Source organism: Candidatus Krumholzibacteriota bacterium (assembly GCA_034520215.1).
GTDB lineage: Bacteria > Krumholzibacteriota > Krumholzibacteriia > Krumholzibacteriales > WJIX01 > JAGHBT01.
In genome coordinates this window covers 453826-471502 of sequence record JAXHNR010000001.1, presented here as the reverse complement: position 1 = coordinate 471502, position 17677 = coordinate 453826, and the positions used below count along the sequence as shown (strand labels likewise).

The 17677-nt window shown below is 43.0% G+C and carries 13 protein-coding genes and 1 tRNA gene; 8 read left to right on the top strand and 6 right to left on the bottom strand.

Translation table 11 applies throughout. The features are described 5' to 3' along the window. The first annotated feature begins 298 nt into the window (after nt 1-298). From U5O15_01935 to U5O15_01925, 3 genes are read left to right on the top strand one after another with little or no spacing between them, the layout of a single operon-like run. Nucleotides 299-4939 carry a sigma 54-interacting transcriptional regulator gene (locus tag U5O15_01935; protein ID MDZ7859423.1) on the top strand — a complete coding sequence of 1547 codons (4641 nt, stop codon included), beginning with the start codon at nt 299-301 and terminating at the stop codon, nt 4937-4939. Next, nucleotides 4923-5849 (top strand): hypothetical protein, encoded by a 927-nt coding sequence (locus tag U5O15_01930; GenBank protein MDZ7859422.1) that lies wholly within the window; start codon nt 4923-4925, stop codon nt 5847-5849. The genes U5O15_01935 and U5O15_01930 overlap by 17 nt, the downstream gene beginning before the upstream one ends. A gap of 34 nt (nt 5850-5883) precedes the next feature. After that, entirely contained in the window at nt 5884-6639 is a 756-nt protein-coding gene (locus U5O15_01925; protein ID MDZ7859421.1) for a Nif3-like dinuclear metal center hexameric protein, read from the top strand. A 249-nt stretch (nt 6640-6888) separates the two neighbouring features. Here the strand turns inward: U5O15_01925 and U5O15_01920 are convergent. Further along, nucleotides 6889-6964 (bottom strand) — tRNA-Val (locus U5O15_01920). 149 nt (nt 6965-7113) lie between these two features. Then, nucleotides 7114-7350, bottom strand: a complete 237-nt coding sequence (locus U5O15_01915) for a DUF2007 domain-containing protein (protein MDZ7859420.1) — start codon at nt 7348-7350, stop codon at nt 7114-7116. Between the two features lie 111 nt (nt 7351-7461). Here U5O15_01915 and U5O15_01910 point away from each other — a divergent pair, with 111 nt between their 5' ends. Genes U5O15_01910 through U5O15_01900 form a run of 3 tightly spaced genes read left to right on the top strand, consistent with a single transcriptional unit; the run spans nt 7462 to nt 10052 of the window. After that, nucleotides 7462-8307 (top strand): deoxyribonuclease IV, encoded by an 846-nt coding sequence (locus U5O15_01910; GenBank protein ID MDZ7859419.1) that lies wholly within the window; start codon nt 7462-7464, stop codon nt 8305-8307. A gap of 57 nt (nt 8308-8364) precedes the next feature. After that, complete coding sequence (gene trxB, locus U5O15_01905; protein ID MDZ7859418.1) at nt 8365-9285, top strand: thioredoxin-disulfide reductase; 921 nt, start codon at nt 8365-8367, stop codon at nt 9283-9285. Between the two features lie 17 nt (nt 9286-9302). Then, on the top strand, nt 9303-10052 hold the full coding sequence (locus tag U5O15_01900; GenBank protein MDZ7859417.1) for an SDR family oxidoreductase: 750 nt from the start codon (nt 9303-9305) through the stop codon (nt 10050-10052). 16 nt (nt 10053-10068) lie between these two features. Here the strand turns inward: U5O15_01900 and U5O15_01895 are convergent, their stop codons facing one another. Both U5O15_01895 and nth read right to left on the bottom strand, forming a co-directional pair. Then, the gene (locus U5O15_01895; protein ID MDZ7859416.1) at nt 10069-11367 is read right to left on the bottom strand and encodes a M64 family metallopeptidase; all 1299 of its coding nucleotides are present in this window, start codon (nt 11365-11367) and stop codon (nt 10069-10071) included. Between the two features lie 144 nt (nt 11368-11511). Further along, nucleotides 11512-12207: an endonuclease III gene (gene nth / locus U5O15_01890; protein ID MDZ7859415.1), complete on the bottom strand. Its 696-nt coding sequence runs from the start codon at nt 12205-12207 to the stop codon at nt 11512-11514. Nucleotides 12208-12445: 238 nt separating this feature from the next. Here nth and U5O15_01885 point away from each other — a divergent pair, with 238 nt between their 5' ends. Next, complete coding sequence (locus tag U5O15_01885; protein ID MDZ7859414.1) at nt 12446-13597, top strand: acyl-CoA dehydrogenase family protein; 1152 nt, start codon at nt 12446-12448, stop codon at nt 13595-13597. A 15-nt stretch (nt 13598-13612) separates the two neighbouring features. Here U5O15_01885 and U5O15_01880 read toward each other — a convergent pair whose 3' ends face one another. Both U5O15_01880 and U5O15_01875 read right to left on the bottom strand, forming a co-directional pair. Then, the gene (locus U5O15_01880; protein MDZ7859413.1) at nt 13613-14989 is read right to left on the bottom strand and encodes a YifB family Mg chelatase-like AAA ATPase; all 1377 of its coding nucleotides are present in this window, start codon (nt 14987-14989) and stop codon (nt 13613-13615) included. Continuing rightward, a complete protein-coding gene (locus U5O15_01875) occupies nt 14950-15138 on the bottom strand; it encodes a hypothetical protein (protein ID MDZ7859412.1) in 189 nt (62 codons plus the stop codon). Before U5O15_01875 ends, U5O15_01880 begins: the two co-directional genes overlap by 40 nt. 637 nt (nt 15139-15775) lie before the next feature. On the opposite strand from U5O15_01875, the gene U5O15_01870 reads away from it, so the two are divergent. Continuing rightward, a complete protein-coding gene (locus tag U5O15_01870; GenBank protein MDZ7859411.1) occupies nt 15776-17650 on the top strand; it encodes a Na+/H+ antiporter NhaC family protein in 1875 nt (624 codons plus the stop codon). Nucleotides 17651-17677: the final 27 nt, after the last annotated feature.

Here is a 17677-nt window from a genome sequence, read left to right as displayed (position 1 = left end):
ATATAAAGGGAACGGAGTAGTCGCCCGTTCCCTTTTTTTTAGAATTTTCCGTCGTATCAGGTCCGGAGAAGATCACCAGGGTCCCATCTTCCACTTCGCGAGGCATATCCCTTTAGCGCTGAGCGGTCAGGGTGCCCGGCCCGTTAAATGCCCACCAGGCTCAATGAAATACCGCACCGTCTTATGGACGGATAAGTAAATAAAATCATTACATCCTCGATGAGTAATAATCCTTGCACATTCAGCTGTATTCGTGTAAAGTTATTTGCCGGGTAAGAATTCTTTACTGGATATAATAATGGCTGATAAATTAAAAGAACAGAAGAAATCCCGATTCCTTATACATAAGAGTATAGGTGATTTCCACCCGTGGAAGGGTTATAAAGCTACCGACCTTCTAAACGGTAACGATTATCTATTGTTTTCCTTACAGCTTCCGGAAAATATTTCAATTTCTCTGGCTGACCTGAATATGCGCGGTGTTATATTTTCGAATATCAACCGTCTGGTCCTTCCGATACTATCTTTGGAAAAAGATAAAAAAGAGATTATATTTCTACTGCCGGATCACGAATTTAAGCGGCTGGGCGAATATCTTTCAGAATGTTCCAACGCGAAAGCCTTAGAACTTCTAAGGACAATAACAAGCACAATCATCCTAAGCTGGGATGAGGGGTTCTACTTTAACAACATCCATCCTGAATCAATTGTATTAATCGATGACTCCCCGATTATTCTTCCGCCGGCATACCTTCTTCCCAAAATGATAACGAACCTGTCAGAAGATAAAGAATATGAAAGCGGGGAACATCCTCTATTCAAAGACTTAGGCGACCTTGGCCTGTTGTTTGAATTCTTTTCCAACCATCTTGAATCCGGGGATTCGAATTTCTGCGCGGAAACCTCGAAGAAACTCCGGCTAATGTCACAAAATCCAACCCCGGATGGGATCTTTAATATTATTCGCTCAATAAAGTCATACCTGAAAATAAAAGAAGAACTAAGGATCCTGCCCGTATGCGGAGACTTTCTGAATCTTCCTCCCGAAAATATACTAAACGAACTTAAAGAGGCTGCACTCAGGTGTTCTTCAAATAAAAAACAGCTTGTTATCTTGAAGGGAGATAACGGTATCGGCAAAAGCTGTTTGATGGAAATCACACGAAAACTATTTCTTTCCGAAGCTGATCTTAAAGGCAGAGTTTTGTCTCATGAAGAGATTTTTTCAGATAAAAATGATATCACGAAATTACAGAATGATAATATTGATTGTGTTTTTATCGACAACCACCCGCATGAACCTATCCTTTACGGCCATATCGTAAGCAGGATACTCGATATTATTGAAAAGAGGATAACTGTCATCTGCGTTTCGGGAGAAAACCCGTGGATTTTGACGCAATCGACAAAAGAAGAGTTCGACAGAAAAGGGTTCCTTGTAAGCGAAATCAAACTTCCTTCTCCGGACAAATCAAAAAAATCCGCTTTCTTTTCCGAAAGAGTTGTTTCAACAGACAGAGTGAAACTGGCAGATCAGATCGATTCTGAAGAACCGCCGGTATCGGCGGAGCTTATGCTTCTATCTTCACCGCGCGGGAGCAGGAAAGACAAAAAAGCTGATATCTCTGATATTCTCGAGTCTCTTTCCCCACTTGACAGATCCGTGCTGAATTTTATCTCTGTTTTCAGATTTGAAATTCCGCTTATTATTCTGCAGAAGGTCTATTCTACAACACAAGATGAATTCTACGATTCCCTTCAACGTCTTGTTAACATGGGAATGATCAGGATTACCGCCGCGAAATCAAGCCTTTCCAACAGTGATTTCTGCCAGCTTTTCAGTTTAAGAAGCCGAAGCCTGTTATACCGAGTTCTCGAGTCAATACCCTCTCACAGAAAGAAGCAACTTCATTCTAATATAGCTTCAATACTGAAAGAAAAGAAGAATGTTCCTTCAGTTTATATCCTCTACCATCTTGCCTGCAGCGGCGAGAAGAATGAAACCGCGGCGAGATACTACAGCACTTTCAAACGCTTTCTGGGAGAAAGACAGACTGCCGCCTTAACCTGCCTTTACAATAATTTTATCCAGAGAGGATTCGAGGCTTATCTTCCTCTTGAAATGTACTCAAAATTTCTTATAGAAATAGGAAGCTTCTACTCTTTATCGGGTCAATTGACCAAAGCAAAAGATTTCTTCAAATCGTGCAGAAACAGAATCAGCAAAGCCGGTCAATCACACAAGTTAAGAACTATAGTTGTTGAGGCAATTAGAAAAGAAAGTGAAATATACGAAAAAAGAGGGGAATTTATAAAAGCTTTGAACCTGCTTAAAGAAGCTATCGCTGTTCACTCTGAACATATCACTGTAAAAGAACACTCAAAGCTCATAAATGATCTCGCGTGGATATATTACAGACTGGGACAATTCGATGAATCCTGGCAGAATTGCCTCGATGTTCAGAAAATAATCGATAAGAAACAATACCCGAGTGAACTCGCTCAATCATACAACCTTATGGGAACAATAAACTGGAACAGAAGCAAATACGAAGAGGCAATTCTGTGTCACACCAAATGCCTCAACCTTAGAGAAGAAAACAACGACGCATCGGGAATAGCTTCCAGCTTTAACAATCTCGGGCTTGTATACCGTTCTACCGGCAGGATAAATGAAGCAATTGAATGTTTTACCAAAAGCATGAAAACAAAACAAAGAAACAACAACCTGCCCGGACTGGCGGCTACTCACTTGAACATAGCGTTGACATATCTCGATATTGGGGATTTTGAAGAAGCTGACAAAAATTGTGAAGTATCCTGCAAACTTGCCGAAGACACGGACAACCAGCAAATACTGGCGGAAACCTACGGCACTATGGGAGATATAAGCTATCTCAAGGGTGATTATGAAAAGGCCGCTAATTGCTACTTTCGTGATTTACGGATCTGTCAAAAAACGAAATCTGTTCGTGAAGAAGCGGTAGTACTGCGCCGTCTGGGTCAACTGTTCCTCGCGACAGATGAGATTGAAAAAGCAAAAGAACTTCTAAATAAAGCAAGGAAACTCAATTTAAAGATTGGATCCCATCTTGAAACAGCACTCCTGAACACCCTGGAGGGAAGGTTGAAGATCAAAACCGGCGAAAGGGATGAAGGGATCGCTAAACTTGAAGGTGTAAGCATAGAACTATCTCTTTTGGGCAGGAAAAACACCGCCGCCAGAATATCCGCTGAACTCGGCGAACTTTATCTCGAAGACAAAAACGAAGCTCTGGCGCGTGAACATCTCCTGCGTTCATCATCTCTTGCTGATAACAACGAGGCTTTCTCCGGCCGAATCAGCAAACTGCAGGAAAAACTTGACGCCATTTATGATTCTGAAAATGCTAAAACCGAAAGAGATTCAAAAAATTACAGAACACTCTGCAGAATTGCATCCATGTTCCGGACAATACGCGACCCGGAGAAATTATACAGCACGACTATAAAATCAGCTCTAAAAATAACAGATTCCGAGAGAGGTTTTATCGCTTTGAGAGACAACATCGCAGAATCATACAGAATTGTTGCTTCAACAGGCGATTTTATTCCGGGAAAACAACTTGGAGACGTCAATATAGCCTCGATAATAGATATTGTCGGACATCTTGGATATCCCCTCGATACATTGCAAATAAGTGTTCCCCTTGACAAAGTCAGCGACGAATTTATTGAAAAACATCCCAGGATTATATGTATTCCTCTCAAACTGGACAATGAAATAAAAGGCTGCTTCTATCTTGACTCCACGAAATCAGTTACATCTCCAAGCGGAGCTGACAGAAATCTGCTGCTGGCTCTAACTCAACAGTTTGCCACTGGACTGGAAAGGGCTCTTCTTGCCGATAATGCCTCTTCACCCGAAAAAACAAAAATCAGAAAGAGTGTAAAAAGCATCGGAGCAAGCTCTGGCTATGAAAATATCATCAGAAAATCAGCTTCTATGCGTCTGGTCTGTGAGATGATAGACGGAATAAAAGAAATGGACACAACCATTCTTTTAACAGGTGAAAGTGGCACGGGGAAGGATCTGATAGCAAAAACCATTCATTATTCCGGCTTGCACGGCGACTTTCCTCTTCAAACAATAAATTGTTCAGCTCTGCCCAGTGAACTGCTCGAGAGCGAACTTTTTGGGCATGAAAAAGGAGCATTTACCGGAGCTCATAAAAAGAAGATCGGACATTTTGAATCTGCGGGAGAAGGAACTATCTTTCTCAATGAAATAGGAGATCTGCCCCTCGCTCTCCAGCCTAAATTGCTCCACGTTATCGAAGAGAGAACATTCTTCAGGGTAGGAGGCACAAAAAAGATAGAGACAAAAGCAAGAATAATAACCGCGACAAACAGAAACCTTCTTGAACTGGTTAAACAGGGCAAGTTCAGAGAAGACCTCTTCTACCGGATAAATATATTTCCAATTAAGATACCGTCACTTAAGGACAGGAGAGAAGACATTAAACCTCTGTGCAATCATTTTCTAAGAATGTATTGTAAGCTGTACAACATACCTGTCAAAAAATTATCGCCGGAAGCTATTATGTATCTTGAGAAATACCCATGGCCGGGAAATGTACGGCAGCTCGAGAGCGTGATTATAAGGCTGATTATCATATCCGGCAGTGAAACTATTACTGCCGGTGATCTGCCTGATAATATAATCAAATATTCCGATGGGTTGGATGCCGGAATATCATCCACTATAGATGACGCGATAAAGGTTCTTCTCGACAATATGAACCTGTCATCCGAGGATCCCATTCTTGCTAAGATAGAAGGCTCAATTATTAAAAAAATAGTGCAAATCACAAAAGATAAAACAAAAGCCGCTTCAATTCTGGGAATTTCAAAACCTACCCTTTATTCACGTCTGAAAAAATATGAAAAGAAGAACTAAAAGAGAAACTCCCATATTATTAAGAATATCAATGATCGTTTTTATTGTTCTGCTTGCCGTATATATTTCCTTGAGGATTTATATTTCACGCTCCGAACACAACAGGTTAAAACGGGAAAAAATTGATTTTACAATATTTGTAACACACAATGTCTCCTACCCCATTAAACTTTCCCAGGGAGAAAGAGACCCTGCAGAAACCAAAAAAGACGGTTACAATTACGACAAATATCCAAGCAGAAGAAAAGGATATGGGCTACTTGTTGAATTATGCGGAATTGGATGCTATAGAGCTGAAAATAAATATTCAGATTTTATTGATTTTACAAGAGCGGCCAAAAATCTAAGATATGACGCCGTAGCGGTTGATTTATCCCGGAATATGGATTACTTCCTTAAATTGATTGAATCAGGTTACTCTCACATTCCATTTACCTCTGCGAATATTATCGATAGTAACGGAGGGGCAATCTTCAGAAGATGGATAATTAAGGAAATAAAAGGGGAAAATCCCGAAACAGGTGAAATAGCAGAAGTTAAAACCGGAATCTTCAGCGTTGCATTCGATGAAGAAGATTCTGATTACACAACCGTGAGAACATACAAAACCATCAATCCCAAGATAGCGTCTTTAGAAGCCGCGACCAAAATGAAAAATGAAATGTGCGATCTGATAATAGCCCTGTCGCATGTAAGCTCTGAAAAGAGTATGGACCTGGCAAGATCGGTACCCGGCATTGATCTTGTTATAAATCTTTCCGAGCCGGACACTCCAACGCGTTTACGTTCCGCCGGTAATTCTTACATTTTTGATATACCGGAAGGGAGCTCCTCTCTTCAAAAGTTAAATATTAAGCTTGATCAAAGTTCCTTTGATGTTTTACTATCCCGGCAAAGGGAAATGAGATAAATCAGTATTTAACAGATAGACAAGGAGTGAACTTTTGCTTCTCGCGACTCTTAAGAACTTTCTCGACGACGAATTGGCTATCGATGATTTTACCGATGACGCTTCACTTAACGGCCTCCAGGTAGAAGGTTCTGGAAAGGTGTCAAAGATCACGCTCGCCGTTGACGCCTGTGATCTGTCTATAAAAAAGGCCGCCGGAAACAGATCAAATATGTTAATTGTTCATCACGGGCTTTTCTGGGGCGGCCGGGAACCAATAACCGGAATCTTAAAACGGCGAATAGCCCGTCTCCTGAAAAATGGTATATCCCTTTACGCGGCGCACCTCCCCCTTGATTTCCATAGGGAGATCGGAAACAACGCTCAGATAGCGTCCATGTTGAAAATGAAGGATATATCTTCTTTCGGAAACTATATGGGCAAGGAAATAGGCGTCTGCGGAAAACTGCCCCGTCCTGTTTCAACAAGAGGTCTTTCAAGAAAAATAAATAGATTGCTTAAAACTCAAGTAAAATCAAACCCCTTCGGACCGTCTAAAATAGAAAAACTGGCGATAGTATCGGGAAGCGGCGCCTCTCTCGCCTCTGAAGCGGCAAAAACCGGATGTGACGCGCTTCTGACCGGCGAGTCATCTCACGCGGTATATCATCCATCGCGCGAAGAAGGAATAACACTCCTCTATGCTGGACATTATGCCACTGAAACACCGGGAGTAAAAGCTCTCGGGAAATTACTGGAGAAAGAGTTTAACCTTAAAACCACATTTGTAGATATCCCAACCGGGCTTTAAGATAAGCAGAGAAAAAGTTTTCTGAAGGTGCCGCGCTTTACATTTCCGTCAATGGCTATTGTCTAATTTCAATCTATTTAATCTGAAACTGTCCCTTTTAGACGCGGGAGTCAGTATATCAAATATCCTGCGGAATTTAAAGATAAAAGTAGGAAATACTGCTCATTTGAACGCCGCGACTTAGATATCCCGATATTTTTTAAGGAATTAAATTAAGTCTCACCCGTCATTATTTCAAACATATAATAATGGTGGGAACTACTGGATTTGAACCAGTGACTTCTACCGTGTGAAGATAGCACTCTAACCACTGAGTTAAGCTCCCACACAATCTTTATTCTTACACCACCGATATTCAGGTTGCCCAAGCGAGAACAATCACAAAACCACTATAAACCCTTTTAAAAAGACATGCAAGTAATTCCAAAGCTTGGAGTTTCTCCCGGTTTCATAAGCGTTTTGTAAATACGGCGGCTAATCCTCCCTATACTCTTCAAGCAGCCTTATTGCCTCTTCCAGCTGATCCTCGCGAACATATATTCTGACTTTACCCATCCCGTCCATTGTAAAGGGGAGAGCGCCGCCGGCTCTGTTCGATTTCACGAGAACATCTATCCCCTCTCCTTTTAGTATTCCAATAACAAGATTTTCTTCCATTTCGCCCTGCACAGAAGTGAGCTCAACAAGCTTCGTATCATTCTCATCAATCATTCATCACCCCTTGAACTAATAATTATTTTGCAATTTTACTGAGTAAATTTTATCATCAACAGTGAACAGTTAATACAATAATATATTACTAAAGACAGACGAAAGAAAGCTATGAATCTAGGCTCACACATGTCAATCGCTGGGGGTGTTCACCTCGCCCTCGAAAGAGGCAAGGAAGCCGGCTGTAACGCCGTGCAGCTATTTGTAAAAAGTTCTAACAGATGGAAGGCAAGACCTCTTAAAGAAGAAGAAATCGCGGCATTTCATAAAAATAGAAATAACTACAGGGAAAATTTTATCATGGCTCATACAAGCTATCTTATAAATCTGGCTTCACCGGAACCTAAGCAGGCTGAAAAGTCGATTGAAGCTCTTGTAATAGAAACAAAACGTTGCGAAATTCTTGGGATTCCTTATCTCGTGCTTCATCCTGGAAGCCACAAAGGAAGCGGTGAAGATGAAGGTATTAAAGCTATAGCCGGAAATCTTGATCAGGTCTTCTCTGAAACAAGCGGGTTCAATACAATGATACTGCTTGAAACTACCGCGGGACAGGGTAATACTATTGGTCACAGATTCGAACATCTGGCAGAAATAACAAGTAGGCTGAAGGATAAGTCACGGGTGGGAGTATGCTATGATACCTGTCATTCTTTTGCCGCGGGATATGATATCAGAAATAAAAAAGTATACGAAAAGACCTTTTCCCAGCTCAATAAGGTAATTGGATTTGAGAATCTCAAGGCGTTCCACATCAACGACTCAAAGAACGATTTTAACAGCAGAAAAGACCGTCACGAACATATCGGCAAAGGTAAAATAGGCAAAAAGGCATTTTCGCTGCTGGTAAACGACAGTAGATTCAAAAATATACCAATGGTACTTGAAACGCCTAAGGGAAAGGATTTTAAAGAGGACAGGGAAAACCTCGCTCTTCTAAGGAGTATGAGAAACTGAACTTTTAGAATTTTCCTTTGTAGAATAAGCTAACCTACATCACTTAAGGAGGAAAGAATGTACGACGTAGCAATAATAGGTTCGGGGCCCGCGGGCCTTACAGCGGCAATATACACGAGCCGTTCTGAAATGAAGACCGTTGTTTTCGAGGGTATGAGCCCGGGCGGACAGCTTATGATCACAACTGAAGTCGAAAATTTCCCCGGCTTTCCGGAAGGGGTTCAGGGGCCTGAGCTTATGGAAAAAATGAAGGAGCAGGCATCTAAATTCAAAGCGGAAATAAATCCCGGCTATATTACAGAAGTAGAATTTAACGAATCTCCCTTTGTAATCAAAAGCGGTTCAGATGAAGTTACTGCCAAAACAGTGATAATAGCAACCGGCTCAACAGCCCGCTGGCTTGGAATCGATTCGGAATCAAAACTCAGGGGAAAAGGGGTCTCCGCCTGCGCGACGTGCGACGGCTTTTTCTTCAAGGACAGAGATATAGCGGTAGTTGGAGGCGGTGATTCAGCTATAGAGGAAGCTGATTTTCTTACGCGTTTCGCGAGTAAAGTTACCATCATACACAGACGAGACGAGCTGAGAGCATCAGAAGCCATGCAGAAAAAGGCCTTTGATAACGAAAAAATAGATATCGCGTGGAACAGTACTGTTGAAGAAATCCTCGACGTTTCAAAAGACAAAGTAACTGGTATTAAACTCAAAAACGTAAAGACAGATGAAAAGAGAATTTTACCTGTAGAAGGAGTATTCCTCGCCATCGGTTACGATCCCGCGACTGATATATTCAAAGGTAAAATCGAGATGGACAAGAAGAATTATATTGTAACAAAGGAAAACACTCAAACATCAGTGCCGGGCGTCTTCGCCGCGGGAGATGTAAGAGATTTTAAGTACAGACAGGCTGTTACGGCGGCGGGAGACGGATGTATGGCCGCGATTGACGCCTACAGATGGCTCGGAGGCACCAAATAACCTGGAGGTGCTGAACTATGAAGAAACATAAAGGTAAAAAGGCTCTTATAACGGGAGGATCAAGAGGAATAGGGCTCGCGATAGCACTCCGGCTGGCTTCTGAAGGAGCAGATATCGCTATTAATTTCAGAAGGGACCGGAAGGCTGCTTCTAAAGCGGCTAAGGAGATTGAAAAACTTGGACGAAAAGCTATTCTTCTTAAAGCTGACATTTCGGACCATAAAGAGATCAGGTATATGTTCCGGGAACTAAGCGAACAATTCAGAAGCCTTGATTATTTTGTTTCCAACGCGGTCTCAGGCGTTTTGGGTCCGGCTGAGAGGATCGGGCGGTTGGGATGGAAAAAGGCGATAGATACAAACGCCAGAGCATTCATGCTCTGCTGTCAGGAAACAATCAAGCAGTTTGGCGATTCAATAAAGTCAATAGTCGCGATATCGTCTATAGGAGGGCAAACAGTTCTTCCCGGCTATACGGCTGTCGGAGCCAGCAAAGCGGCTCTTGAATCGCTGGTTCGTTATTTTGGACGCGAACTCGCCTCAAGGGGAATAAATGTAAACGCCGTCTCCGGAGGACCTGTAGATACCGCCTCTCTGGACTATTTCCCGGAGAAAGAACGTACATTAGAGGAATGGAAAAAACGCACCCCTTCAGGCAGAATCGGTAAACCTGAAGATATAGCTCCCGTCGTTTCATTCCTTCTCTCAAGAGAAGCGGGCTGGATTCAGGGACAAACTATAATAATCGACGGAGGGCTTACGCTCTAATCGTAACGAACCACATTCACTGATTCGTCCTGAAATCTATCATCCTCTCTATGGCTCTCCCGCATGCCGGACAAAACCCTTTCTCAATCGACTTCGAGAACATAATACAGTCGCGGCTTGAACGATATAGTCCTTCAGCAGAATAAGCTGCTCCCTCAAAACAACCGGTAATTCCCGCGTATGTAGAGTCATCAGGTGTTGGAATTGGCACATTCGGGCCGATAAGGTCTCCCCATTTGACACAGTCCCCGTTAAGGAGAGCTGTAACATTAGGTTCCCAGGGTTCAACACCTCTGGGATACATATCATTATAAGTAACCTCTGATGAATAATATTCATCAGCGAGCCCCGCGAAAGCGTGACCGAACTCATGGACAAAAATATACTCTGAATATTCATTATCTGAGACCGAGGCGGAATAGAGATTAAATATTCCTCCGCCTCCGTACTTCTCTTCATTTGCCAACAGGATCACCTGATCGTAGGGTACTTTGGCGGCAATATCCCTGATACGCCTGTTGTCTGTTGAAAGCATATATCTGTCAATACTAAAAGTGTCAAACGAAAGGCCAAGAAGGTTATTCCTGTAATCACTCTCTCTTGGATTATCAACTCCCGACTGACCCGAGACAGATTCAACGAGACGCACGTTGAAATCATCCCTCCTGCTTTTAAACGGCTCAACACTGAAGAGTACTTCAATAAATCTCTCCGCGTCATTCCGCAGTTTATGATTTTCATTTTTGCGATAGCCGTCCCCGATAATCACAATATCAACTTTCCTCGCCGGCGGCCCGTTTTTAATCAGAGTTCTCGCTCTGAAATAATCGTACCTGCTTTCTGTCGCTATATTGTAATCGTCAGGATCGACAACGAAGCTGAAGACATTGGTGAAAATATTTTCTCTGTTTCTCCGATCAATCCTTATCTGAACCGGTCTTCTCGGAAAAGGCATAATCACCGACTCATGAAAGGTGCCGACCTTGCCTTCACGCGCTTCATCGGTAGTCACCCACTCACCAAATATAGAACAATAACCCCTGGAGAAAACTAAATCGTTCGTCTCAAGATCGAAAACACGATAAATATAAGTCCCGAGATTCATCGTATCTATAAGGGCATTGTGATTTCCGCCCCAGCAGGGCTCCTCAATAACTTCATCGATACTGAAAAGTTCCTTGCTCTTATACCCCGTATGATACAGATCGACTCTCAGGGAGGAAGAGGTAAAATATCTCTTAAAATCGGGTTGTCCGGCTATTGCGGGTCGTATCAGAAAAAATATCAATACAAATGAAATAAATAATCTTCTCATATCATCCTCCGAATCATATAAATTTCTTTGCGATAATCAGGTAAATATGAAATAGAGTTCAGGATTTAATCCTCAATATAATAATAGTGAATAACAATTCTGTATTCCATAAATTATCACTATAAGTAAAAATTTTGTTACAACTTACCTTGACCTTTCTACTCCCTTCCGCTTGCATAGGTTGATAATACCGCACATACTGCAGAACGGCGAGACAGGTCTGCATACCGTCCTTCCGAATATCACAAAAAGATCGTTAATTTCTATCCAGTATTTCTTGTCCAAAATCTCGCGGAGCGCGTATTCACTCTGAGTCGGATTATCTGTTTTTATCAGACCCAGCCTGTTTGCAATTCTATGAACGTGTGTGTCAACACAGATTGCCGGTTTACCAAATCCTCTGGCTATAACAAGATTGGCAGTTTTCCTGCCGACCCCCGGCAGCCTGATAAGTTCTTCTAAAGTATCGGGAACTCTTGAATTAAATTCCCTTAAAAGCTGCCTCGAGAGTTTCTTTATTGATTTCGCCTTTGTATTATAAAATCCCGCCGGATAAATTGCTTTTGCTATCGCCTTCTCGGAAAGAGAAGCTATTGCTTCGGCGGAATCCGCCAAAGCGAACAGACGCCGGCTTGATTCAGCTGTTACTTCATCCTTTGTCCTCGCGCTTATTACCGTGGATATTAAAACCTTAAAGGGCGAATTCGTCTTTTGAGCAATAGAGGAAACAGAAGGAGTTTCCCCGCCGTTTACTATTTCCCTGACTTCGGGTATAAGTATTGCTAAAAGAGCTCCGGCTTTCTTTTTGCCTATCGGGAAATTCCTTCTATTCAGATTCATGTAAAAGTTTTTCCCTTCGTGCCTGGAACTTACAAAAAAAGGTTTGATTTAATATCGGCAGAATATCACGTTACATGGCGCGTCGGCAACTTTTTTCATTTCTCTTGACACAAACGGGAGTTGTTCTTATTCTTGCATTTCCTGTTAAGTAATATAACAGCTCTTGGAATAATTACTATAAACCCATAGGTCATTTATTTAATAGAGCTTTTCGTTCTTATATAAATAGGAGGAACAAATGGAGTGGACATTCACTGATGAACAGAAAATGCTTAAAGAGATGGTCAAGAAATTTGTCGATAAAGAATTGAAACCAGCCGCGGACAAAATTGACAGGGAAGAAGAGATACCTCAGGAAATTATTGATAAAATAGCGGAATTGGGGCTCCTCGGCGTTTCTTTTCCACCCGAATACGGCGGCTCCGGCATGGGAGAAATGGGTTATTGCATAATGCAGGAGGAAATCGGCCGCGGATGTGCCTCTACAGCCACATTTATCGGCGCCCACCAGAGTATAGGAGCTTCCGGAATATACATGTTCGGAACGGAAGAACAGAAGCAAAAATATCTGGTGCCGTTATGCGAGGGAAGTAAGATAGGAGCCTATTCACTTACTGAAGCAAACGCCGGCTCTGACGCCTACAATCCTGAAACAACAGCTGAAGACAAAGGTGACTATTATCTGCTTAACGGGCGTAAACTCTTTACTACTAACGGCAGTTTCGCCGACATTTTTACCCTCTTTGCCAAGGTAGTAGACGACAGCAACAGGGGAAAAGTAACAGTTTTCATCGTTGAAAAGGATTTTCCCGGTTTCAGCGTGGGAAAAATAGAAGAGAAAATGGGGATCAGGGGATCAAAAACAGCTGAACTTATCTTAGAAGATGTAAAAGTGCCAAAGGAAAATGTCCTGGGCAGAGTGGGACGAGGATTTTTAGTAGGCATGAAAGTATTAAACACGGGAAGACTGGGACTTGGAGCGGCGGCCCTCGGCTCCGCGAAAGAGGCGCTTGCTCTTTCTACCGCATACGCTAAAGAAAGAGTGCAGTTTGGAAAATCAATATCCAAATTCCAGGGGGTTCAGTGGATGTTGGCGGATATGGCGACAGAAATATTCAATATGGAATCTATACTTTACAGAACAGCGTGGATGTATGACCAGGGCAAAAAGGTTACAAGAGAATCCTCGATGGTAAAACTATACTGTTCTGAAGCTCTCGACAGAATTGTAGATAATGCTATGCAAATATATGGAGGATACGGGTTTATAAATGAATTTCCCATTGAGAGAATGTACCGTGATTCGAGAATTAATAGAATATTCGAGGGAACAAGCGAAATTCAGCGGATGATCATCGCCAGAGACATTCTGCACGACCCCAATCTGTAATGAGGGCGTTCTTTATCATAACGATTCAATAAAGTGTGAAGGCCTGTACTGAATCGCCTCTCCAATATGAGCGGCTCCGATTACTTCAGCTCCTTCGAGATCGGCAATAGTTCTGGCGACTTGAAGTATATTCTTTCTGCTCCTGGCACTGAAAAGTAGTTTCTTCTGGGCAGATGATAGAAGATCCAGAGCTCCTCTATCTAAGGGGCAGAATTCTTCGAGCACCGAGAGAGGAACGTCGGCGTTTCTGCGGATATTCTTAAATTTCCTGTATCTTTCCCTCTGTAAGATGTATGAAGCAAAAATCTTCTTTCTTATTTCAGAAGAAGTTCTAATCTTACCGCCGGCTTTATTTTCAAACCTTTCCGGATCAACAGCTCTAACCATGATATGAATAGCAATACGATCCAGTATGGGACCGGAAATCCTCGAACGGTATCTTCTTATCTGTGCCGGCGCGCAATCGCATTTGCCGGTACCGCTGCCGTAATAACCGCAGGGGCAGGGATTCATAGCGGCAATGAGCTGAAATTTTGCGGGGAACGTAACCGTGGAATTCGCCCTCGATATTTCAATTTTCCCCTCTTCTATAGGCTGCCTTAAAGTTTCAAGGACATTTCTTCTGAATTCACTAAGCTCATCTAGAAAAAGCACACCGTTATGCGCCAGGGAGATTTCCCCGGGTGTAATATGTCTTCCGCCGCCAATAAGACCCGCATAACTCGCAGAATGATGAGGAGCTCTGAAAGGCCTCTCAAAATTAAGTGGACCTCCATTAAGTTTGCCCGTTACACTAAGCACACGGGCGTTTTCCAGAGCTTCCTCTTCGTCAAATTGTGTTATTACAGTTGGGAACCTGTGGGCAAGCATCGTTTTGCCGGATCCGGGCGGCCCTACCATCATAAGATTATGGCCGCCCGCAGCGGAAACTTCCAGCGCCCTTTTGGCCGCTTCCTGCCCGATAACCTGTGAATAATCGAGTTCATACTTTCTTCTTTCTGTTTTCTCAGGCCCCGGAGAATCAATCATCTTAAAATCTCCGCGCAAGGCGGCAATCGCCTCTTCAAGATTACCACAGGGAGCAAAACTTACTCCCCTTACCGCCGCCGCCTCTTTAAAACTCGCTTTGGGAAGGATAACATTCCGATAGCCCATCTTTTTCGCGCTCCAGACAACCGGCAGAACACCCCTTACAGGTTTCAGGCGGCCGTCTAAAGCCAGTTCGCCGAGGAATATTGTCTTTTTCTCAAGACGGGCGGGAGCCTGGTCGCTAGCCAGAATAATACCAACCGCGATCGGAAGGTCAAAAGCCGCCCCCTCCTTTTTTATATCAGCCGGAGCCAGATTCACCGTTACTTTCTTCGTTGGAAATTCATATCCGCTATTCTTGATAGCTGAAGTAACCCGTTCCCGGCTCTTACTGCCGCGTTCGGAAGACCTACTATCGTAAAGGAGGGAAGTCCTCTGGCAAGATCAATTTCTACCATCACCTCATACCCGTCTATCCCTACAACAGCGCCTGAAAGAATTCTGGAAACCATCCCAACCTCCCTTACACCTCAACACTATAGTTGTCCTTGTTCTAAATCAGTTCCTGCGGTTTAATATTATTCTCCCCACGGCCTTAGAGTCAAGATCTTTCTCCTTGGAGTTTCCCAAAAAAATTGGTTCGAATTTTAGTAATGTTATATCATTCAACAAGTTAACTCTATGGAAAAGTGGAATCGGTTATTTGGCAAATCGGGCGACAGTAGATTGACTTTGGCAAAACCCTCCGGAGGACGAGCGGGCATGGATTTCTGCCCCTTTCAGGGGCAGAAAGAGCGAGTCCGAGGCGCAGAGCGGCGATTTGCTCGCCGGGGAAATCGACCGCGGTTTTGACAAAGTCAATCTACTGGAAGCTGCCTGAAACGTCCTGACGGTAGAATCGATTTAAAAATTGGGGGAACTCCACTTCATCTACGAATTGACAACACATTCCAACCCTGATATAGTCATATCTCAAAAAGGATTAAAGGCTTGCCGGCCTTACGGTTCAAGTGCTATTGCCCTCCAAGCGATTATCATATTCAGTCAATTGGGCATAGCCGTATTCAATCAAGTCTTTTAAATTATTACTGAAGAGGTGTCACAATTTACAGAACGAGTAAAATAACAAAAATATCAGCTGCCGTTTTCGTGTTTTCCCTGACACTTCTATTATGTACAGCGGCTCGAGCAAAGGATGCAGGAAGGATAGTTACCCTCGAAAATATCTCCCTTCACTTTGACCTCTCATCAACTATTGCTGAAGGAAATTTTTCCGCACGGGATACCCTTCGAATCTTTCTTGATGATTCTCTGCTATCAAGAACTTCCGCTCCCGTATTAGCTCAGCGCGGGATTAATCTAAAGGTGGATGAAGCGGGCAGTCACAAACTCGAAATTACAGGTAGTGGAAAATCTGTAACCCTGAAAATCTTTTCAATCAACGGTCTTCTTTCTATTATCCCTCCGATAATCGCCATTATCTTCGCGCTTGCCTTCAGGCAGGTGGTAATTGCTCTCTTTGCCGGCGTATGGATCGGATCCTTTATCCTGACCGGATACCGTCCTATATCTTCACTATTTGATATTATCAGCCATTACATACCACAAACACTTGCCGGTCCATCGGAAGGTATAGATCATATTTCAATAATTATTTTTACTCTTCTCCTCGGAGGTGTTGTCGGCATTACCTCCAGGATGGGCGGAATGCGCGGAATAGTAAACACCGTTTCAAAACTCGCCACAACTGCCAGGCGCGGTCAATTTACAGTCTGGCTCATGGGAATTATGATCTTCTTCGATGATTACACAAATACTCTTGTGGTTGGAAATTCAATGCGTCCTCTAACAGACAAATTAAGAATTTCAAGAGAAAAGCTCTCTTATATTGTCGACTCAACAGCGGCCCCTATAACATGTCTTGCTGTTATCACCAGCTGGATAGGTTTTCAGATATCGCTTCTCGGCCAGGCCTTCAACTCAATAGGCATAGACAGGAATCCTCTAACTGCGTTCATATCATCTCTTCCCTACAGTTTCTATCCGATTCTCGCCCTCCTCTTTGTACTCTTTATAATATATACAAAAAGGGATTACTCTCTTATGTACAAGGCGGAAATGAGAGCGAGAAAAACAGGAAAGCTAAGCAGTGAGACAGCTCAACCGGCTTCAACGCTGGATTCTGAAAGTGTGTCTATGGCGGAAAATGCCAGTCCCGTTTTCGCCAACGGAATAATCCCTATAGCAACCGTTATAGCAGTTTCATTTGCCGGTCTTGTTTTAACGGGGAAAGCGTCTCTTGCTGAAGCGGGCGTAGATTCAAGCAGTATCTTCGAGGCTATCAAGGAATCAAACTCATTTACGGCTCTATTATGGGGGTCTTTTTCCGGCTGCATCACAGCCGCGGTCCTGGCCCTGTCACAGAAACTATTGACACTAAACGAAACGATTGAAGCTCTTGTAAACGGAATAAAATCGATGATGCCGGCAATTCTTATACTTGTTCTGGCCTGGTCCATAGGGGAAATATGCTCAGAGCTTCACACGGCCGACTTTCTTGTCAACTCGCTTTCAGAGGTTATTTCTGTACGCTATCTTCCAATGATTGTATTTGTTCTTGCCATGGGGATTTCCTTTTCAACGGGCACATCATGGGGAACTCTTTCTATACTGACACCCATAGTAATTCCCATGGTTTTCGGAACCGCAAAAATAGCCGGATTGGAAGGACCGGAATTCAACCCTATCCTTTTCTCATCAATCGCAGCTATCCTTTCCGGAGCAATCTTCGGAGATCACTGCTCACCGATCTCCGACACGACGATCATGTCATCTATGGCTTCGGGCGCTGATCACGTAGATCACGTAAAAACCCAGCTTCCTTACGCCCTTACAGTAGGCGCGACATCACTCGTAACCGGCTATCTGCTGGTAGCCCTTGGAGTACCAATTACAGTTTCTCTTATTATTTCTGCCTGCCTTCTTTTCTTTATTATAAGAATATTCGGGAAACAAACCGATTGATCATAAAAAAATAAAAGGTTTCCTTTA